At 37.9% G+C, this 21,078-nt stretch carries 19 protein-coding genes; 8 read left to right on the top strand and 11 right to left on the bottom strand.

Annotated elements, in window-relative coordinates:
- Window positions 1-57 precede the first annotated feature (57 nt).
- Together prsT and A3Q33_RS09810 are read left to right on the top strand one after the other, a co-directional pair.
- Window positions 58-2,817: an XrtA/PEP-CTERM system TPR-repeat protein PrsT gene (prsT, locus tag A3Q33_RS09805; RefSeq protein WP_081179774.1), complete on the top strand. Its 2,760-nt coding sequence runs from the start codon at window positions 58-60 to the stop codon at window positions 2,815-2,817.
- Window positions 2,818-3,037: 220 nt separating this feature from the next.
- On the top strand, window positions 3,038-3,904 hold the full coding sequence (locus A3Q33_RS09810) for a PEP-CTERM sorting domain-containing protein (RefSeq protein WP_081179775.1): 867 nt from the start codon (window positions 3,038-3,040) through the stop codon (window positions 3,902-3,904).
- Window positions 3,905-4,451: 547 nt separating this feature from the next.
- Here the strand turns inward: A3Q33_RS09810 and A3Q33_RS09820 are convergent.
- From A3Q33_RS09820 to A3Q33_RS09835, 4 genes are all read right to left on the bottom strand, one after another.
- A complete protein-coding gene (locus A3Q33_RS09820) occupies window positions 4,452-5,468 on the bottom strand; it encodes an IS110 family RNA-guided transposase (RefSeq protein ID WP_081178157.1) in 1,017 nt (338 codons plus the stop codon).
- A gap of 378 nt (window positions 5,469-5,846) precedes the next feature.
- Window positions 5,847-6,737 (bottom strand): ThiF family adenylyltransferase, encoded by an 891-nt coding sequence (locus tag A3Q33_RS09825; RefSeq protein ID WP_081179776.1) that lies wholly within the window; start codon window positions 6,735-6,737, stop codon window positions 5,847-5,849.
- Window positions 6,738-6,820: 83 nt separating this feature from the next.
- On the bottom strand, window positions 6,821-7,624 hold the full coding sequence (locus A3Q33_RS09830; RefSeq protein ID WP_231295824.1) for a PEP-CTERM/exosortase system-associated acyltransferase: 804 nt from the start codon (window positions 7,622-7,624) through the stop codon (window positions 6,821-6,823).
- Window positions 7,625-7,766: 142 nt separating this feature from the next.
- Window positions 7,767-8,588: a patatin-like phospholipase family protein gene (locus tag A3Q33_RS09835; protein ID WP_081179777.1), complete on the bottom strand. Its 822-nt coding sequence runs from the start codon at window positions 8,586-8,588 to the stop codon at window positions 7,767-7,769.
- A gap of 111 nt (window positions 8,589-8,699) precedes the next feature.
- Between A3Q33_RS09835 and A3Q33_RS09840 the strand changes: the two genes are divergently transcribed.
- Complete coding sequence (locus A3Q33_RS09840) at window positions 8,700-9,464, top strand: S1 family peptidase (RefSeq protein ID WP_081179778.1); 765 nt, start codon at window positions 8,700-8,702, stop codon at window positions 9,462-9,464.
- 51 nt (window positions 9,465-9,515) lie between these two features.
- Here A3Q33_RS09840 and A3Q33_RS09845 read toward each other — a convergent pair whose 3' ends face one another.
- The 3 genes from A3Q33_RS09845 to gpmM form a co-directional block, all read right to left on the bottom strand.
- Entirely contained in the window at window positions 9,516-10,280 is a 765-nt protein-coding gene (locus A3Q33_RS09845; protein ID WP_155866747.1) for a divergent polysaccharide deacetylase family protein, read from the bottom strand.
- A 99-nt stretch (window positions 10,281-10,379) separates the two neighbouring features.
- Window positions 10,380-11,498, bottom strand: a complete 1,119-nt coding sequence (locus A3Q33_RS09850) for a murein hydrolase activator EnvC family protein (RefSeq protein ID WP_081179779.1) — start codon at window positions 11,496-11,498, stop codon at window positions 10,380-10,382.
- Window positions 11,499-11,592: 94 nt separating this feature from the next.
- Window positions 11,593-13,134 (bottom strand): 2,3-bisphosphoglycerate-independent phosphoglycerate mutase, encoded by a 1,542-nt coding sequence (gene gpmM, locus A3Q33_RS09855; RefSeq protein ID WP_081179780.1) that lies wholly within the window; start codon window positions 13,132-13,134, stop codon window positions 11,593-11,595.
- A 263-nt stretch (window positions 13,135-13,397) separates the two neighbouring features.
- On the opposite strand from gpmM, the gene A3Q33_RS09860 reads away from it, so the two are divergent.
- The 4 genes from A3Q33_RS09860 (at window position 13,398) to gpsA (ending at window position 15,692) form a co-directional block, all read left to right on the top strand.
- The gene (locus A3Q33_RS09860) at window positions 13,398-13,823 is read left to right on the top strand and encodes a rhodanese-like domain-containing protein (RefSeq protein ID WP_081179781.1); all 426 of its coding nucleotides are present in this window, start codon (window positions 13,398-13,400) and stop codon (window positions 13,821-13,823) included.
- A 24-nt stretch (window positions 13,824-13,847) separates the two neighbouring features.
- Window positions 13,848-14,108 (top strand): glutaredoxin 3, encoded by a 261-nt coding sequence (gene grxC, locus A3Q33_RS09865; protein ID WP_094122788.1) that lies wholly within the window; start codon window positions 13,848-13,850, stop codon window positions 14,106-14,108.
- A gap of 63 nt (window positions 14,109-14,171) precedes the next feature.
- On the top strand, window positions 14,172-14,681 hold the full coding sequence (secB, locus tag A3Q33_RS09870; RefSeq protein WP_081179782.1) for a protein-export chaperone SecB: 510 nt from the start codon (window positions 14,172-14,174) through the stop codon (window positions 14,679-14,681).
- 3 nt (window positions 14,682-14,684) lie between these two features.
- Window positions 14,685-15,692 carry an NAD(P)H-dependent glycerol-3-phosphate dehydrogenase gene (gene gpsA / locus A3Q33_RS09875; protein ID WP_081179783.1) on the top strand — a complete coding sequence of 336 codons (1,008 nt, stop codon included), beginning with the start codon at window positions 14,685-14,687 and terminating at the stop codon, window positions 15,690-15,692.
- 539 nt (window positions 15,693-16,231) lie between these two features.
- Here the strand turns inward: gpsA and trmL are convergent.
- Window positions 16,232-16,696 (bottom strand): tRNA (uridine(34)/cytosine(34)/5-carboxymethylaminomethyluridine(34)-2'-O)-methyltransferase TrmL, encoded by a 465-nt coding sequence (gene trmL, locus A3Q33_RS09880; RefSeq protein WP_081179784.1) that lies wholly within the window; start codon window positions 16,694-16,696, stop codon window positions 16,232-16,234.
- 111 nt (window positions 16,697-16,807) lie between these two features.
- Between trmL and A3Q33_RS09885 the strand changes: the two genes are divergently transcribed.
- Window positions 16,808-17,731 carry a cation diffusion facilitator family transporter gene (locus A3Q33_RS09885; protein WP_231295825.1) on the top strand — a complete coding sequence of 308 codons (924 nt, stop codon included), beginning with the start codon at window positions 16,808-16,810 and terminating at the stop codon, window positions 17,729-17,731.
- A 32-nt stretch (window positions 17,732-17,763) separates the two neighbouring features.
- Here A3Q33_RS09885 and A3Q33_RS09890 read toward each other — a convergent pair whose 3' ends face one another.
- From A3Q33_RS09890 to A3Q33_RS09900, 3 genes are read right to left on the bottom strand one after another with little or no spacing between them, the layout of a single operon-like run.
- Complete coding sequence (locus tag A3Q33_RS09890) at window positions 17,764-18,774, bottom strand: alpha/beta fold hydrolase (RefSeq protein WP_155866749.1); 1,011 nt, start codon at window positions 18,772-18,774, stop codon at window positions 17,764-17,766.
- Window positions 18,775-18,823: 49 nt separating this feature from the next.
- Window positions 18,824-20,224, bottom strand: coding sequence for an ATP-binding protein (locus tag A3Q33_RS09895; protein WP_081179786.1), 1,401 nt, complete (start codon window positions 20,222-20,224; stop codon window positions 18,824-18,826).
- On the bottom strand, window positions 20,224-20,925 hold the full coding sequence (locus A3Q33_RS09900; RefSeq protein WP_081179787.1) for a response regulator: 702 nt from the start codon (window positions 20,923-20,925) through the stop codon (window positions 20,224-20,226). The genes A3Q33_RS09895 and A3Q33_RS09900 overlap by 1 nt, the downstream gene beginning before the upstream one ends.
- Window positions 20,926-21,078 lie beyond the last annotated feature (153 nt).

Raw genomic sequence — 21,078 nt, forward strand, 5'->3', positions numbered from 1 at the left:
AGTAATTATGAGCGAAAATCTGGACGTTTGCACAATCAAAAAATTTAAGGAATTTATATGTATATCAGCAGTAAACCAAAACTCGCTATTTCAGCTTTGTTATTATCAACAGTGTTGCTTGGGTGTAGTGATAGTAAAACGCCAGCGGAATATTTAAGAGAAGCTAAGGTTGCCTTTAATGATGGAAAAGACAGTACAGCTATTATCAGCTTAAAGAATGTTTTAAAATCAGAAGGAAATAATGCAGAGGCGCGGTTTATGCTTGGCTCCGTTTATGCACAACAAGGTTTATGGGAAAGTGCAGAAAAAGAATTATCACGTGCGAATGAAAATGGCTATGTAGAAGGTGATCTAATTTCTCTGCTAGCTAAGGTTCAGTATAACTTAGAAGATTCAGCAGCTATTGAAGACTTACTTGCCAACAGCGAACGATTAAGTGCTAAAACCAAAACAGAAGTAAAATCTTTTTTGGCAATGGCGTACTTGAAAGAAAACGATATCGCTCGTAGTAAAAAAGTCTTAATTGATTTATTAGCAACAGGTATTGATTCTAAACATATTCAACTAGGTAAGGCTTTACAGCTTTGGTCGGAAGATAAGGCTGAGCAAGCACTCGAGGTTGTTGAAAATTTATTATTAGACAACCCTAACTTTCCAGAAGCCCTAGAATATCAAGGTTATTTTCTTTTCACGGTAGGAAGAGCTGATGAATCTGCTCAATCCTTTAATTCATATCTAAATATTCATCCGCAAGCTAATCAAATACGCTTGCGTTATATGATGTCATTAGCTAAAGCTTCAAAATTCGAAGCAGCAGAAGAGCAAGCTGATTACCTTTTGGAAATAAGCCCTATTAATCCTTTAGTAAATCAAGTTAAGGCGCAAAGCCGGTTAATTGAAGCTGAATACATACTCGCCAAAAAATTTGCAGAAATTGCACTAAAAAGCCAAGATGATCTTATCAGTGCTAGCATTGTTGCAGGTTACAGTTCTTATAAACTAGGTCAATTAGAAATAGCTTATAGCCACTTAAAGAAAATAAAAAATAGATTATCCATGTTGCATCCAGCACGAAGATTACTGAGTGCAATAAGTATAGAGATAGGCTACGTTGATGAGTCCTATGAAGACATAAATAATGCGCCTAGTGATGACCTAGATGTTGAGCTATTGTCTGTAACTTCAAGTCAGTTATTTAAACAGGGTGAAATTGAAAAGGCTGGCCATTTATTGGAGAAAGCACAAGAGCTTGACCCTTTAAATAGCCAGTTGGCCTACCAAAGAGGTCTGCTTAAAATGGCCGAAAACGATCCAGAGTCAATCCGTTTTTTTGAACAGGCGATAAAGAATGATCCTGAGTTTTCACAAGCTATTTCTCTACTCGTTATGGATCATTTAAAGAAAAGTAATTTTGACAAGGCGTTAGAAGTTGCCCGTTCTGCAGCAGCAAGTAACTTTGTTTTATCTAAAACTTTAGAAGGCGTTACCTTTAAAATGCAAGGTGACCTTAAGTCAGCAGAGCAAGCATTTAATGATGTGTTAAGTAAAGATCAAGAAAATGTACTCGCATTATTTAATTTAGGTAATATTGCAGAAAGTAATAGTAATACCGAGGCAGCTGTTGAGTTATATAAAAAAGCACTTATGGTTGATGGTACAAATGCGCCAGCCATAAATGCTATTTATCGCATTGGGCAAAACGACAAACATAATGTACTAATAGATAAGCAACTTACAGATTTAGCAGAAAATAAAATGTACTCTCCTGAAGTAAGTATAATTCTTGCTGGATTTTACATGCGTGATGATAAACATGATCAAGCAAAATCAGTGTTATCTAAATCATTACAGAGACACCCTGACGACTTTTCATTGAACATAGTCCAAGCCAAAGTGCTGGCGTTACTTGGTAAGGGAGAATTGGCGTTAGAAAAATTGGATCGAATGATTTTTACTTTTCCACAGGCGTTGCAGGCAAGAAAACTTAAAGTTGCTATACTTAATGCTAGAAAAAATAACTTTGAAACTATTCAAGCACAAGAGCTCATAGTGAAAGAGGCACTAGGAGGGGAGGATGAAGTTTTAAACTTAGCCTTCTTGTATCTGCAAAATAATAATGTAGAAAAAGCAAGGCAATTACTAACGGACTTGCCTGATATGTCTAGTACTTCTCCAAAATATAATGTAATTATGGGGAAGTTTTCTATATCGAAAGCAGACTTTTCTCAAGCAATTCGTTACTTGAAACAGTCTTACGAACAAGTACCTTCAGCCCCCATTCTTTTGGATCTAGTTTACGCGATGCAGAAATTGAATATGAGTGATGAGGCGTTGGCGCTAATTCTTGCTTTTGAAGAAAACAATGAGTTAACTGTTGAACTAATGCTGCAACAAGCTGAACTATATTCTTTAAAAGAGCCGGAAAAGGCTTTAGCAATATACGAACATTTAGCAAACAAAACTAATGGGCATTATGTAATGTTAAATAACATTGCTTATGTACTGATGTTACAGAATAAGCTTGAAGAAGCACTGAGCTATTCAAAAAGAGCACTTGCGAAAGCGGAAAAGGTACCTGCCGTTAACAATACACATGGTCTGATATTGTTTGAAAAGGGAAATATTTCAGAAGCTATTAAATACCTCCAAAAAGCTTATGAAACAGATTTAACTAATCATAACTATCTTGTACATTATATTCAGGCATTATTTGCAGATAAGAATTATAGTTTAGTAGATAAGCTTTTAATAAAGATTGATAAAAATATGCTAAACAGTGATTCATTAAAAAGGTTAGCAACAATTAATTTGGACTGAATAAAGTCAGTTAAGTAATGAAAAAGCTATTTAAGTGTCAGGATTTTTTACAGTAATGTGTTCGTGATGTTTCGAACTAAAATAAAATCCTTTTTTATCAGTAGCTTGTAAAGTTGGCACGATGGGTGCATTATATTTAAAGTATATAGACTGCTAATTTTTAGTTACTCAAACTAGATAACTAAGTTACAGAAGCTTTTAATTTAAATGGAGATATAAAATGAAAAAATTATTAACATCAGTTGCCGTACTAGCTAGTTTGTCAGGAACTGCAGTTGCTGATCAACTTACTTGGGATGCTACTTGGGGTGCAAGCACTTCAGCTGGCGTTCAGTTCCCTATTAGTGAGTTTGTTATTGCGTACAACTCTCAATCTTTAGTAACAGATAATGGCGACGGTGTATTAAGCGCTGGTGATACAATCCAGTCTTTTGGCGGATTTGGTCCAAATGGTTTTAACTCATTTGCTAGTGGCTTAGAGACTCAAGGGTTAGGCGGTTTGGATATGAATAACATAGGTAGCTTTTCACCTAATCCATTTCCAACTATGCCAGGTTACGGTAACGACTACGCATTTACATTTTTCTTTAATGATTTAATGGGTACTTTTAACGGTTCTGATTTCGTTTATAATTCAGGTACTTTGCAGTTTGGTCTTGTGTCTCTTGTACCGGCTAACACAGGCTTATCAGCTGGCTTTCATAACTTATTTGACTTGAACATTAGTTCTGGCGGTCCTGTAACTGCTGCTGGACAAGTAAAACAAGTATTTAACGGTACTGTTGGTAACTTTGCTAATAATGCAGGTAGTGATTTTTCAATTACTAATACAGGCAAAACTAAGACTTTAGCTGATTGGGCTGCCTTAGGTGATGTTCGTTGGGGAAGTAACCAAACGGTAACTGCTGGTTTTGCTGGTTTCGCTTCTACTCCACTTGATATTAAATTTGATAACAATGGACAAGCTGTTCTTGCAGCAAACCATACTGGTCGTTTTAGTATGCAAGTTCCAGAGCCTACTACCATTGCTATTTTAGGTTTAGGTTTATTAGGTATGGCTGGCGCATCACGTCGTAAAGCTAAATAAGCTAAAACTATAAAAGTTATACTTTAATTAAAACCGCCATATGGCGGTTTTTTTTTATCTTTAGAATATTAATATTATGTCGTATTGATGTATTATTTATTTGGTAATGAATAGCCAACCGATTGAATTTACACATCTGCTTTCTCAGTAAGTAATACCAAATGTAATAAGTTATTGACCAATTTTAAGCGAGGATAAATTGTTCAAGAATACATGTTTATTGTTCCAGACTAAACATAAGTACCTGCATATATGGACCCACTCCGTTTGCAAGACATTTAATCGTTATGTAAGAGAAAATCATTGCTCTCATATATCCGGCCTGTTTATGAAGGATTTTTACCTTCTGGCCCCGATGGTTGTTTGCGCTCACACTCCTCATCATCCCTCCGGCTTTTTTATTAGCCAATGCAGGTACCAGGTTTTGTGCAAGCCAGTCTGACTATCTTACCATCCGATTAATTTATCTTTTGCAACTGAAGTAAAAGGGTTTTACTGTTATCTCATCACTGAAACCAATCTAACTTGCTTCAGTTTTGAGCTTTATTTATATAGCCGGGCGATAACTTTCCCCCTTCGCCATTATTACCCAAGCCATTCTTGCTATTTTATTCGCCACAGCAACGCATGCTTTGTTGTGTCCTCGTCGGGATTTTAACGCTTGTGCCCACAAACTAAATCGGTCAGTTTTGTTTTCACTGTGCCTTAATACTGCCCGGGCCCCGTGGATGTATAGTGTTCTTAAATAACTATTACCGCGTTTACTTATACCGAGTAAGGTGGCCTTTCCACCCGTTGAATGCTGCCCAGGAACAAGCCCAAGCCATGCCGAAAAATGTCGACCATTTACAAAGTCTTTTCCATCTCCTGCAGCTGCATAAGTAGCGCTAGCTGTGATTGCTCCAATACCTAATATTTCATCTAAGCGAACACATATTTCATTTTCTTTATTCATCGTGTTTAAGCGAACTTCACACGCTTTAAACTTCACTTCTGTGACTTGAAATTCAAGCCATAACTCATTAAATATCTCCCGACTTAAATACGTTAACTCATTTGTCGCATCCTCTAAAATATCCGGCAGTTCATTGCGAATTGCAGAAATACCTTTATTGATGACAATGCCATATTCTCCTAACAAGCCTCGTATCTGACTTGCTAATGCTTTACGTTCTTTCTTTATGCGTTCACGTTGTCGATGGAAGTTTTGAATATCTTGTTGTTCTATCGATTTAATTGGCACAAACCTCATGGTCGGGCGTTGCGCTGCCTCTGCAATACCTTCGGCATCGTTATAATCATTTTTATTGCCTTTAACGAAGGGTTTTACATATTGAGGCGCAATAAGTTTTACTTGGTGCCCCAATTCAATAAATTTTCTAGCCCAGTAGTTCGCACTGCCACAAGCTTCCATTACAATTAGGCAAGGCTCTAATGTTGCCATGAAACTCAACACTTGTTTTCTTCTTAATTGTTTCTTTTTTACAAATCGCCCATTTTTATTCACAGCGAACATGTGAAAAATTGATTTTGCAATGTCTAAACCGATTGTAGTAATCTTCATGTTGATCCACTCCGCTTTTATAAATGATTGTTATCACTTTCATTTTGGCCCTAAAGAGGCCGGAAATAAAGTTGGAGTGGGTCCATACCATTATCCCTGCAGGCAAGGCGTTTGATTGATTAGGGCATGGATGCCCGTAAGTAGAACAATGCAGGAGCAATTGTCGAGTAATAGCGGACGTGTGTGATTGAAAACAACGCAGTTATTGATGATTTAAACCGCCTTAAAATGGTCGATTATTTATTTCAATTGGTATTAATATTCAATGAGGATTATAGGGTTTTGCAGAGGGTAGGGTAATTTCAGCGACATACCCTAGATTTTATACAAAAAAACCGCTAATGCGATTTTTTATGTATAAATTAAGGTTATCAAAAGTTAATTACTGTCTTTTAATAATTCTTTAACGCGCCAAAACATAAAACGTTGTAACCAGTTTCTATTACCCCAAGGGCGCCAAGTTTTAATTAAGTTGTTTCGGTAGGCGTCAAAATGCATACCATGGGGTGCGTGAATAACGTCACCACGTTTTAGCAATATTTTTAATACATTGGTGCACAATGTTCCTGCTGCAAGAGATATACCCATGCAGGTTGATGGCACCTTCTTCTTAAGAAAGTTAACAGATGCTCTATCAACTAAATAATGGCGTTGCTGAACTGAAGGGGAAACACCGATAACAAAGCGGATAATATTGTCATTGAATATTTGTGCTTTTTCTTCTTCACTGGCATTTGCTGCTGCATCAACAATGGCAAAATATTCATCAAAAGACATTTTGCCAGGTATAAAGACTAAAAACGCGGTTCCCATGCCCATTGGGGCAGCTGTAATTGCTGGAATACCCATTTCGTAACAACGGCGAAATACTTTTCGTCTAATTTCTAAAACAAAAATATCAAGACTATCTACGTAGATATCAACACCTTCTAAAAATTCATCAAGATTTTCTTCATTGATACCAGCGTTGAAGTTTTTAATGGTAGCTTCAGGATTAATACCTCTTATTGTCTCTTCCATAACAGCGGCTTTAGCTTGTCCCAAAGTTGACATGTTAGCACCAGCTTGGCGGTTAAAGTTGGCAACATCATATTCATCAAGATCAGATATATGAAAATTTCCAATACCTAAGCGTGCTAATACTATGGTGTGATCACCCCCCACACCACCTAAACCACCGATAGCAACTTTAGTGTTTCTAAGCTTTTGCTGTTCTTCTTGAGTAACCCAGCCAATATTTCGAGAGAATGCTTCTTCATAATTAAACATGAGGATCCTTATTTATTAGAAAATCAATTTTGTAGATAACACTAAAAATAGTCTTACTGTTATAAAGCTAATATAAGATTGTATTATTTGAGTTGACTACTAATTTCTTTTTGAATTATTTTATAAAGGCATTTAAATCCAGGGGATAAATTTTCCATAAAAATAGATGGATTAATATAGTATGCTGCCCGTAAGCCATGGTAATCAATAGCTTCACCCAGTTGTACAAAGTTAATACCTACAAACCTCATACTACGTGCTAGCCTTGGTTCCATCATAACATAAACATGTTTAACTCCAGTGTCGGTGCTCATTGTAGCTGCCGCCATATAAAGCCCAATGGCGATAAATGGAAAGCAACGAAGTTCAGTTTCTGAGTAGGTTGGTACGTTAATCGCACCCACGGCAGAGCCTTTGAATTTATCTGTTTTACGTCGTCTAAAATCAGCTTTAACCGCGAGGCGAGATATTTCAGCTATTTCTTCGCGTGGAAAGTTACTTGGGTGTAATTCTGTATTTTGGATAGCCTCCATACAGTACTTTTCTATGGGCAGTAGTTCAGTTTCGTTTGCTGATTTAACTACTCGTACACAGCTGGTATAAGTATTAGAAGGCTTGTGTTTGATCATTGAAAAAATGGATTGGGCGTCAAACTCATCTTGTTCTTTGCCTTCAGCTTTAACTTTTTCAAAGGCTAATTCTTCGCAATAAACATTATGACGAATGCGGAAAACCTCGTCACGTAACTCGTCGTTTCCTGCAAATTCTGGTTGTAAAAATTGGGTAAAATGTTCTGCAATCTTCATTGCATCATTATTAACTTTAATTGATGCAATACGTTTTGTGATCCCCCAATTACCGGGGCGTTTAGTAACTTCTTGCTCCAATTCATTATTTTCTCATTTTATTAGCATTTTATTAGGTTAAACACATTAACCATTTATAATTATTTATTTATAGCTGTATAATTAATTTAGCATTTTATGCATAGATTATGAAATAAATTTGTTAAGTATTTTTAATAACTGTTTAGCTACCATGTCCAGTTTTCATAGGCACAATTTCCATAGCAGTGTGATAGCCGACATCAAATAATGCTAGTTTCTTCTCTTCACTCATACCAAAGTCTACAGCGGAAGATAAGCCCGCATTAATAATTATAGTGTTATGCCAAAATTCGTTATTGATATACTCACGAGATATCGTCGTCATGAAAGTACGAATTAGTAGCGTTACATAATTTATAATAGGAAACATTCCATCAGTTTTTAGCTCATCATATTCATGTTCACCACGCAGGCGAAAACACAGTACGGGTGTGCCATCCATGGCCCAATCTCGGTGCAGGGCATCTTCTGATAAAATACTGCCATCGACCATCAAATGATTGCCAAATTTTTTAAAACTAAATACAAGCGGTATCGACATAGAAAAACGTACAGCCAGCGACACCTTCATGCCTGGAGTTCTTTTACGATCAAAAATAACAGGACGCCCTGTTTTTACATCAGTCGCTACAATATGTAGATTGCAATTAAGGTCATTAAAAGTTTTACCATCAAGATGTTTATCGACCCATTGTTCAAAAACATCACCAGAACTTAAGCCACCATTACGTATTAAGCTTATTATTGAGAAACCTTTAAATTGATTATAGTCAGTGGTTAGCGCTATCTTTTTCATTTCTGTTATCGAAAGCCCAGCGGCGTAAAAGCTGGCGATAATACTGCCTCCCGAAACGCCAACAATGTGAGAAAAGTCGATATGTAAATCTTCTAATGCTTGCAGTACGCCAATATGAGCGGGTAAGCGTGTCCCTCCGCCGGCTAAAATAGGCACTATATCTACCACTGATCGATCTCCTTTTTTTATTATTATTTAATTATGGGCAAAAATATAGAAATCGCTAGTAAACAATGTGCTAAGTTCAGTTAAAGTGTACTTTTTTAAAAGAGTTAAGTTATGAAGCGTTTATTACAAATAATGATGTTTTTTGTGCTGATATATAGCTCAGTAGCCTTTGCTAACTTGGTTGATACCGTTAGCATGGTCAAGCCGTCTGTCGTTGGTATTGGTATATATACCCCAACAGGTCGACAGAAAAACCAACTTTTTGGTACTGGTTTTGTTATTGGTGATGGCACTTATATAGTTACTAATAATCATGTTATTGATAAAGAGTTAGATGATGATTTATTACAAAAGCTAGCTGTTTTTACCGGTAAAGGGCCTGCAGCTAAAGTTAGGTTGGCTAAGTTGATTGCGACTGACGAAGAGCACGATTTAGCTATTCTAAAAATTGAAGGTCAGCCTTTACCAGCATTAACTTTAGCACAAAGTAATTTTCTTCGTGAAGGCAGTAGTATTGCATTTACTGGCTTCCCTATTGGCGCGGTACTTGGGCTTTATCCTGTTACACATCGAGGTATTATTGCTGCCGTAACACCAACTATTATTCCGGTTGATGACTCAAGACAAATAAGTATTGCCATGCTTAAACGGTTAAGAGACCCCTATTTAGTGTATCAATTAGATGCCACCGCATATCCGGGGAATAGCGGTAGTGCGATGTATGATGTTAAATCGGGTGAAGTTGTCGGTATTATTAATAAAGTTTTTGTGCAGGAAAGTAAAGAAACAGTGATCAGTAAGCCAAGCGGTATTACTTATGCCATACCTGTTAAATATCTACATGCGCTACTTAAAAAACATAATATAAAGCGTTAGTTAGCTTTGCAGTGTCAAAAAATTTTACACTTTTAAAATACAAAAATTAGCTTAATCTTCAGCGTTTAGTTGCTGGTTAAGCATGGCTGCTTTATGGCTAAGTAATTTGGATATGGGTACTAGCTCGATATTATTTTTCTTAAGTAATGGTAAAAATTGACGTAATGCACTGATGGTTTCAGGATGTGGGTGAGCAATAGCCACCACGGTTTGATAACGTTTAGCATCTCGAATTAACTGTTTGAATTGTCGACGAATATAGTTATGCTCTAATTTATTATCGAGAAAAATATGACGATGTAAGCTTGGCACACCAAAACTTATCGCAACTTGTTCCGCTTTGCTGGCGCTGGTTGTTACACTGTCAATAAACACTAAGTTTCGTTCACGCAGAAACTGCATGGTCCAAGCCATGGGTTGATATAACTCGGTTAGTTTGCTACCCATATGGTTGTTAATACCCAAGGCGAAAGGAATTTCATTAAAAGCGTTGGTTAAGCTTTCGCGAATACCATTTTCGTTCATTGTGCTGGTTAATGCGCCAGGCCCTAATTTTTTACCATTTTTGGCTTCCATGGGAATATGCAAAATAACATCTTTGTTTTTCGCTTGTGCTTTTAACGCGAGTTTTTTGCCATAAGGGGTATGGGGAAGAATGGCATAGCTGATATTGCCAGGTAAATATAGCGCTTGTGCATCGCTTTTTCGATAACCAATATCATCTATAATAATCGCTACTTGTGCTGTTTGAGCATAAAGTAAAGTCGGGAAGAGTAAGCTTAATGTCAGCAGGAATTTAGGCAGTAATCGAAGCACGGTAAATTGTTCTTATAAGAAGTCGTTAGGTAGAATAGCAGTTCAGATGTTCAAAATCGACCTGTTCACTACATAATGTAATTGAATTTATAAACAAGATTACTTACACCAGAGTTTTGGGTTAACAGCTATGCCTGTGTGTCTAATTTCAAAGTAAAGGCCTGAATTGGTTTGGCCGCCACTTTGTCCAACTAAGGCTATTGGTTCACCTGCTTCAACACGATCGCCAACAGATTTGAGTAAGGCTTGATTATGACCATATAAACTCATGTAACCATCACCATGATCAACAACGGTGACTAGCCCGTAACCTTTTAGCCAATCGGAGAATAAAATAGTGCCATTGTGAATAGTTTTAACTTCTCGGCCAATGGGAGCTGAAAGAAATACCCCTTTCCATTTTAAATAGCCTTGCTTGCTTGAGCCAAAACTATGATTGATCCTTCCTTTAACAGGCCAACTGAGCTTATGTTTTAATTTACTTAATCCGACTAAATTTTTTGCCTCTTTAGCCTTTTTTGCTTTCTCTGCATCAGCGGCCATTTTTTTCAATAAGCTTACTAATGCCGATTCTTCACGTTCTAACTTGGCTAGTTTTTGTTGTTCGGTCAGGGCTTTTTTATTTAGCGCTTGTAATGTTTGTTTTTGTTTTGCTTTCGACAGCTCGAGAATTTGTTTTTGCTGGCTTTGGGTTTGCGTTAATTGGCTTAATTGCTCGGCTTGTTGCTGGTATTGTTGAGTTACGTCATTTAATTGCGTAATTGTACTTTTAAATGCTTCAATTTCTTTAATACGCGCTGTATTAAGGTATTGATAATGGGTAATAGTACGCTGCACGCTACTGGGTTTTTCTTGATTAAGTATGAGTTTTATATAATCGTGATGACCAGTCGAATAAGCCGCTCGCAGTTGCTTAGCTAATATTTGTTCTTGTTGTTTTTTAGCGAGTTCGAGTTGCTTTTTTTCTGTACTTAGCTGGTCTAGTTTCTTACGTGTGGTTACCAACTCACTGGTGGTATTGGCTAAATTTTTGGCAATTTTTCCTATCGCCAAGTCATCAGTTTTCAACTGTTGCTCTAGGTCACTAATTTCAACATTAGTGCTTGAAAGATTTTGTTTTTGTTGATTAATAGCTTGTTGAATATCAGAAAGTTGCTGATTTGTTTTTGCATTGTTATTGGTGTCTGCTTGCGCAAAAGTATTAAGCGATAAGCACATCAGAATTAGCCCAATAAAAAAAACATAGCCAGTGTTATACCGGCTACGTTTCAATATTGGGTTGTAGATATTCACGTATACAAACACGTTATTGTTAAGTTAACTTTAATAAGTTACTTCCTGTCATTTCTTCGGGTTGTGCCATATTCATTAATGATAAAACCGTTGGGGCTATATCACTAAGCGCGCCAGTTTTTGCCATTGTTGCGTTTCTACCAACATAAATTAACGGAACCGGTTCACAAGTATGCGCGGTATGGGCTTGTCCTGAAACGTTGTCCATCATTTGTTCTGCGTTGCCGTGGTCAGCGGTAATTAAACACTCACTGCCCGTTTTGTCTATGGCGGTAACTATTCTACCAATACAAGCGTCGACAGCTTCACAAGCTTTTACGGCAGCATCGAAATCACCGGTATGACCCACCATATCACCATTTGGATAATTACAAACAATAAAGTCGTGATCGCCGCTTTCTATGGCTGCTACTAACTTGTCGGTTAATAGGGTGGAATTCATTTCTGGCTGTAAATCATAAGTGGCGACTTGTGGAGAAGGGACTAATATGCGTTCTTCACCTTTAAAGGTATCTTCTTTACCACCGCTGAAGAAAAAGGTTACGTGCGCATATTTCTCGGTCTCTGAAATTCGCAGTTGAGTTTTGTCATGTTTCGCAAGCCATTCGCCTAATACGTTGTGAAGTTCGACCTTTGGAAATGCACAGGGTGCATCAATATCAGCCGCATATTCGGTTAGCATGACAAAACCACCGAGTTTAGGTTGTGCTTGACGCTTAAAACCTGAAAATTCTGGGTCCGTAAAACAGCGGGTAAATTGACGAGCGCGATCGGCTCTAAAATTCATAAATATCATGGCATCGCCATCTTCTACCTGAATTACATCACCTTTTGCGTTGGTAATTGCTGAAGCTTTAACGAACTCGTCATTTTCATCACGTTCGTAAGCTGCGTGCAAAGCGTCAGTTGCTTTGTTGTATTGGTATTCGGCCTGACCTGAAACCATTAAATTATAAGCTGATTCGACGCGATCCCAACGTTGGTCTCGGTCCATAGCATAATAACGGCCAATAACTGAGGCGACTTGTCCACATCCTAGCTGAGCAAATTTTTCTTGGGCTTTTATCAGTGAAGCTTCAGCGCTGCGCGGTGGCGTATCGCGACCATCTAAAAAGGCGTGTAAATAAATCGCCGTAGCACCTTTTTCAGCCGCCATTTCTAACATGGCAAAAATATGGTCTTCGTGGCTATGAACGCCACCGGGAGATAATAGACCAAAAACGTGTATCGCTTTATTGTTGCTTACGGCATTTTCTACTGCGTTAGCTAGCGTAGGGTTACTTTGAAACTCTTTATCTTTAATCGCTTTGGTAATACGAGTGAAGTCTTGATACACAATACGACCAGCACCCAAGTTGACATGACCAACTTCAGAGTTACCCATTTGTCCGTCAGGTAAACCAACCGCCATGCCAGAGGTTTCAATCAGCATATTGGGCTTATTCGCCATTAAGTTATCTAATACTGGGGTATTGGCATGAAAAATAGCATTTGATTCTGTGTTTTCTCTATATCCCCAACCATCTAGAATAATAAGAACGGTAGACTTCTTGTTTGGCATCACGGCTTCCTTTATACGAGCAAAGATAGATAAATTAATACGAGTTAAAGATAAATGAAAATAATTTTCAGCTGCAGTATATCAAGACACGAAGTGAATATCTTCTGTCTGTTTAGACAAAATGTTTCAGTTTTAAGATCAAAATATAGCGTTAAGCGCCAAGTTATTTCAAAATTGTGTTTTTCTATGAAAAGTTCAGTTTGGGTTTAGTTTATTAGCCTGTATACTGTGGAAAATTTTTAGTTAATTAGAATATAAAACTTATGGATCAACTTATTACTTTCGCAATGAGCCAGCCTTTACTTAGTGGAGCTTGGTTAGTTATTGTTTTAATGATTATTGTCATTACCATTAAAATTCAAATGTCGCCTATTAAGCAATTAAGTACACAGCAAATGACTTTTTTAATTAATAGAGAGTCTGGCGTTGTGGTTGATAGCCGTAGCGAAAAAGACTTTAAAGCCGGTCACATTGTTGATGCTGTGCATCTTGGTAATGAAAAAGTCACTAAAAATGACTTCACTAGTCTTGAAAAACATAAAGATAAGCCCATTATTATAGTATGTAGTGCTGGACTTAGTGCAAGCAAAGTAGCTAATCAACTAGCAAAAGCGGGTTTCACTCAAGTCAGTATACTTAAAGGTGGAATGAGTGCTTGGTTAAGTGCGGGTTTACCAGTAACTAAGTAGTAAACAATTAAACAACGGATTATCATAATGGCAGTTGATATATATACTAAAGCGACTTGTTTTTATTGCATGAGAGCGAAAGCCTTATTTGCAGATATGAACGTTGCTTACAATGAAATAAAAATTGACGGTGATGCACCGCTGCGTGACAAAATGATCAAACGCAGTCAGGGCGCTTCAACCGTGCCCCAAATATTTATTAACAATGCCCATATTGGTGGTTGTGACGATTTATTTGCATTACATGCGCAAGGCAAATTAGCTTCACTTTTAGCCTCAGAGTAAAAGTGAAAATATCTTAGAATAAAATGCCAATAAATAATGGCGTAAATATAAAGGAAGAACAACATGGCTGACGAAATTCAAAACGGCGCAGAAGCGACTACTGAGCAACAAGCACCACAATTTGCTATTCAACGCGTTTACACAAAAGATATCTCATTTGAAACACCAAATTCACCGGCAATTTTTCAAAAAGATTGGAAACCAGAAGTACAGTTAGATATTGATACTAAATCAACTAAACTGGCTGATGATACTTATGAAGTGACGTTATCATTAACGGTTACTGCTACGGTTGAAGAGCAAACTGCTTTTCTAGCTGAAGTACAACAAGCCGGTATTTTCACCATTGGTAATCTTCCTGAAGCGCAGTTAGCGCATACCATTGGCGCATTTTGCCCAACAACATTATTCCCATATGCTCGTGAAGCCGTTGCCAACTTAGTTAGCCGTGGGTCATTCCCACAAATTAACTTAGCTCCGGTAAACTTTGAAGCATTATTCGCAAATTATGTACAACAACGTGCAGCACAAGCGAATGCAGAACAAGCATCTGCAAGCACAGAAACTCACTAGTTTATGAGCCCTGTTCTTGCTGACATTTCAGTTATTGGCGCTGGATCTTATGGTACCGCGTTAGCAATATGCTTAGCGCGTAATGGCCATAAAACACTGCTTTGGGCACGTGATGAAATTCACGTGGCTGAAATGGCGAGTACGCGTGCTAATGAAAAATATTTACCGGGTAGCAAGTTTCCTGAAGCATTAGTGATTAGTAATGATTTAGCAAGCGTAGTCGGCGCCAGTAAAAATATTTTATTAGTGGTACCTAGCCATGTTTTTGGTGAAATGTTAACGCAAATAAAGCCTTTTTTGAGAAAAGATGCCCGTTTAGTTTGGGCAACTAAAGGTTTAGAGCACGATACAGGGCGTTTACTGCAAGACGTAGCGCGAGAAATTTTAGGTGACGATATATCGTTAGCTGTACTTTCTGGACCTACCTTCGCAAAAGAAATGGCAGCAGGATTACCAACAGCGATATCTTTATCGTCAACAGACGATGCCTTCGTTGATGACATATCAAACTTATTACACTGTGAACGCACTTTTCGTGTTTACAGCAATAAAGACTTCATTGGTGTGCAACTAGGCGGCGCGGTTAAAAATGTTATTGCGATTGGCGCTGGAATGGCTGATGGCATTGGTTTTGGTGCTAATGCACGCACTGCTTTAATTACCCGTGGCTTAGCCGAAATGACCCGTTTAGGCTGTGCGTTAAACGCAGAACCTTCAACATTTATGGGCATGGCAGGATTAGGTGATTTAGTGCTAACTTGTACCGATAACCAGTCACGCAACCGTCGTTTTGGTTTAGCTTTAGGTGCGGGCGCAGGCGTTGAAGAAGCAATAGCAGATATTGGTCAAGTGGTAGAAGGTTATCGCAATACCAAAGAAGTCTATATGCTGGCCCAGCGAATGGGCGTAGAAATGCCTATAGTAGAGCAGGTTTATCAAGTGCTTTATTGCGGTAAAGATGCCAGATTAGCTGCTGCAGATTTATTATCACGAGATCGTAAATTCGAATAATTGCTAATAAACGCTAATTTGACGGCATAAATGCCGACCTACAACAGATAATCTCAACCTATTTCTGGCTTATTCTTCGATTAATTTATGCCATAAATTGTAGGTTAGGCTTTAGCCCATCAGATTTATTTCGCTAATTTATATGTGATTTTTGTTTAATTAAATATAGATTTGACGGCATAAATGCCGACCTACAACAGATAATCTCAACCTGTTTCTGGCTTATTCTTCGATTAATTTATGCCATAAATTGTAGGTTGGGCTTTAGCCCATCAGATTGATTTCGTTATTTTATTTGTAATTTATATGTGATTTTTTTGTTTAATTAAATATAGATTTGACAGCATAAATGCCGACCTACAACAGGTAATCTCAACCTGTTTCTGGCTTATTCTTCGATTAATTTATGCCATAAATTGTAGGTTGGGCTTTAGCCCATCAGATTGATTTCGCTAATTTATATGTAATTTTTTTGTTTAATTAAATATAGATTTGACGGCATAAATGCCGACCTACAATTATTTAAATCTTTCTCTATACTACACCGAATTTTCAAAACCTAATTGGCGCCATGCTTCATAAACAATTACAGCTGTCGCGTTGGATAAATTCATACTACGGCTATCTTTTAACATCGGGATCCTGATTTTGTCTTGATCTGGGATCTGCTGTCTAACATCTTCTGGTAAACCGCCTGTTTCAGAGCCAAATAACAAATAATCTCCGGCCTGAAAGCTGATATCACCGTAATAGCCGGTTGATTTTGTGGTGACTGCTAACACACGCTTAGGTTTTTCAGACTCTACAAAGCTTTGATAATTTGCATGACGTTTTAGGGCGGCAAACTCATGGTAATCTAAACCCGCTCGGCGCAATTTTTTATCTTCTAGGTCAAAGCCGAGTGGCTCAATTAGATGTAATCTAAAGCCAGTATTAGCACATAGGCGGATAATATTGCCAGTGTTGGGTGGGATTTGAGGTTGAAATAAAACGACATCTAACATAGCAAGTGCTTAATAAATTGTATAATTAAATGGTATTATACAGGCCTTGAGGCGAATGCTTAAGCTTTGCTTTTACAATCTTAAGTAATATTTATCAACAAGGAGGACTCAGTGCCGGAAAACAAGATAGATTCCAACCAATATGCATACTTGGTTAAGTTGGCAGCTTTTGCCGCTACAACAACCGCCATGATACTAGTGGTGTTGAAGCTCTATGCTTATTTTGTCACTGACGCTAGCGCGATGCTGGCTTCGGCCACCGACTCGATTTTAGATTTATTTGCTTCAATTATGAATGTAGTTATTTTACGTTTCGCTTTGGCCCCTGCCGATAAAGAACATAAATTTGGCCATGGTAAAGCGGAAAGTCTAGCAGGACTAGTACAAGCCGCGTTTGTTCTCGGCTCGGCATTGTTACTGGTGTTTAATGGTGTTGATCGCATTATTAACCCTCAAGAAGTTGTTCGCACGGAAGTCGGTATTGTCGTGTCAATTATCGCCATTGTGATGACGTTAATGTTGGTGATATTGCAAAAATATGTCATAAACCAAACCAAGTCTGTCGCCATTAGCGCTGATGCTTTACATTACCAATCTGATTTAATTCTGAATTTAGGTGTACTTGCCGCACTGTTTCTAAGCCAAGGTTATTGGTTACAGGCTGACGGGTTTTTCACCGTTGCAGTCGCCATATTTTTGTTGCTTGGTGCCGGTAAAATAATTTGGACGAGCGTCCATCAATTAATGGATCATGAGCTTACCGCTGAAGAGCTTAGCATTATAAAGAAAATTGTTTTAGCACATGAGGGTACTCATGGGCTACATGAGTTAAGAACGCGACAAGCAGGGCCAGATCGTTTTATACAATTTCATTTAGAATTAGATGGTGAGTTATCTTTATTAGAAGCTCATACCATTGGTGAGGCTATTGAAGTTGAAATTATTGAGGCGCTAGCCCCTTGTGAAGTTTTTATTCACCACGACCCTTTGTCAGCGGCCAATCATCAGGCGACAGATGAAATAAAACGAGTATAAATAACTAAGCCTAAGTGAAATTTCAGCATGACTTATTGATGTTGCTTAAACCACGCGATGGTTTGATCTATCGCGCTATCACGGTATTTATCTAGTTCAAAAAAAAGCTCGTGGTAGGCGCCAGCTATAATAACGGGTTTACCTTCTGGGCAAGATTTATAATTGCTTTTATAAAGCCGTTGGCAAAAAATGGCTTGCGCATCATTATCTACAATGTGTTCGCTACCGGCTTGTAACATTTGTATCGGTAGCGACAACTTATCAATATCAATGAGTAAATTGTCTGAATTTATAATAGCTTGCTCTAACCAGTTAAATGTTACACCGCCAAGTTTTAGCTCTGGCTGTTCGTGATACAAGGCTTGAAAACGCTTAAAACGTGGCTCTGAATGCATTAAACGATTTTCAGTAAATGTACTTTTATTGATATCGTTTTGACCGAAAAAATACCATGGCGTGTCAGACAGCAAACGGTTTATTGTTGAGCCAGTTTTAATTAATGATTTCGCTAGCCAATTAGGCGTACCACCACGTGATATTGCTATCATTGGTGAGCTTAAAGTAAGTGCTTTAATATTATTTGGATAAAGTTGTAAATACCTTAAAGCAATTGCTCCGCCCATTGAGTGTGCGAGCATGTAAGCGTTTTTGTTTTGTTGCGGATGCAGCTCAGGTAACACAAGGTTAAGCAATTGATGTAAATCTTCAGCGTATTGATCAAACTTTTCGATATAACCTTGTAAGCGGTTAGGTGTTAAACGCGCTGAAAGTCCTTGTCCACGATGATCTATGATGACACTATCATAGCCCTGGTTGTCGAGGTCAAATGCTAGCTCTTGGTATTTCAGGTAACTCTCTGAACGGCCAGGTACAATAACAATGTAAGGCTGTTCAGGTCGTTTAAAATTAGTCGCATAAGCAATACTTTTGTTGTCGTCGGTTGTGAATGACGCTTGCTGAACTGATTGCCAGAAGGTTGCAATAGCGATTGCTTTTTCTGTTGTAAGTGCTCGCTTACTTTCTGCGCTAATGTTATTAGCCATTGCTGGAATTCCTAAAAATAGCCAAAATAAAACTAGTGGATAAAATTGCTTATAATTCACTATTTTTGCTTATCTCTAGCGGTAATTCAATGATAACCGTTAGACCATTTTGGTTATTATTTTGCGCGCTAATATTGCCGTTGTGCGCCACAATGGCTTGTTTGGCTATCGCCATGCCTAAACCCGTGCCGCCTGTAGCCCGATCACGCGCTTGAGCAACGCGATAAAAGGGTTCAAACAACTTAGGTAAGTCGTCAGCGGGCACACCAGTGCCTGTATCTATGATTTCAATAATGTAATTCGCACTTTTTTTGCTTAAATTAACACTTACTTGATGATTGTTATGGCTATAGTTTATCGCATTGATCAAAATATTATTAATGGCGCTAGACAATAAGTTTGGATCTGCTTGCAGTAACGCTGGCCCTTGTGATTCAAAGCATACGCTAATCGACTTTTCATTCGCGATATATTGCGCATCTTCAATGCAAAGGCTTAATAGCTGATTAAGATCTACTGACATTAGCTCCATTTGGCTAATGGTATTCTCCAACCTTGATAAGGATAATACATTTGAGATCATATCATCGAGTCTAGTGATCTCAAGTTCACATCGTTGTAAATGTTTATGTAACAAAGCCTCTGTTATATTATCCTGTTGAGCAAGCCCTAGTGCTATTTGTAATCTAGTCATTGGTGAGCGTAATTCATGAGAAACATCGGCCATTAGCCGTTGATGCGAGCCAATATTTTGCTCTAGCTTTTCAGCCATTAAGTTGAAACTTACCGCGCAAGCGCCAATTTCATCATTACGTTGCGCAATTAAGGGGATGCGAGTACTAAACTCACCATCACCAAAACGTGCCGCCGCTTTTTGCATAGCAATTAATGGTTTGGTTAATGAGCGAGTAAGTAGCCACAGCAAAAAGGAGCTGATAATGATCGGAATAGCTATGCGCAGCCATGTTGGCATGCGTTGTATTATGCTACCAAAGCGAGGCTTTCGGTCTCGACTTGCTAGATATAATTGATAGGGAGTACCAGCAATATCAATCGCTATTGGCCCTGTCATACGATAAAACTCAAATTTTATAGTGGTTATACTATCGAGGTTATTCTCGGTTAAAAATTCTTCTAAACTCGCGATTTGCCATCTGTCAGAAGAAAGCACTTCATTTGTGCGGGCGTTTTTTAAAAGTAATTCACGGCCTTGTTTTTTCGACAAAACTGACAGCACTTTTTCGGTTGTGGCGGCTGGGGTGAGTGTCAATTGTTGTTTAACTCTTTCCATTCTATCGATATCAGAATGATGAGTCGGGATAATAAAGCTTTTAGTTCTAAACTGTTCAGAGACTAATCTTGTGATGCCAATGGTTAAAATAACAATTAACCAAAAATAGATAAATAGCTTAGCGCCTATTGAAGAAAATTTGCTGGGCAATTTAAACATTAATTTAACTCTCCAGCTAAGAAGATATAGCCAGCGCCACGAATAGTTTTAAGTTTGTCGCTCGGGCTAAAAGGCAGTAATTTACGTCGAATATTACTGACATGCATATCTATACTGCGGTCGAAAGCACTTAACTTACGTTTTAAAACTTGCTCTGAAATTTCATTTTTACTGACAATTTCACCTGGTTTTTCCATTAAATGTTCAATGATTTGGTATTCAGTACCTGTAAGCTCAATAAATTGGTCGTGACAACTCACTTGTCGGGTCGCATGGTTGAGTTTTACGCCGTTAACGAACAATGCTGACGTTTGCTCTTTACTGTTTTTTACTATGTCTATTCGTCGAAGAATGGCGTTAATACGCGCGAGTAATTCGCGGTGTTGAAAGGGCTTAGGCAAATAGTCATCAGCGCCAAGTTCTAGGCCTAATATTCGTGAGGCATTATCACCTTTAGCGGAAAGCATTAAAATAGGGGTTTTATGATTACCACCTAAGGCTTTTAATACTTCAAAACCGGTTAATCCTGGCATCATAACATCTAATAAAATTAACGAAATTTTATTATCAAAGGCTTTTTCTAGCCCTGAAATACCGTCATGGCAGCTGACTAATTCAAAGCCTTCTGTAGCGAGGTAATCCGTGAGTAATTCAGCAAGTTCTTTGTCATCATCAATTAATAAAAGTTTATGCTTGTTCATTGTTATTCCCGCTAATCTTATATGTCTAACGAATTAATTCATTTGTCCGATGAGTATTATAATAACGTATAACTTAAAGGCCGATTGCTTTCTTTACAAAACATTTACGTTGGTTTGCGTTTCTTTTCGTTGCACAAATTATACTGGTGTTGA

Source organism: Colwellia sp. PAMC 21821, from assembly GCF_002077175.1.
Lineage (GTDB): Bacteria > Pseudomonadota > Gammaproteobacteria > Enterobacterales > Alteromonadaceae > Cognaticolwellia.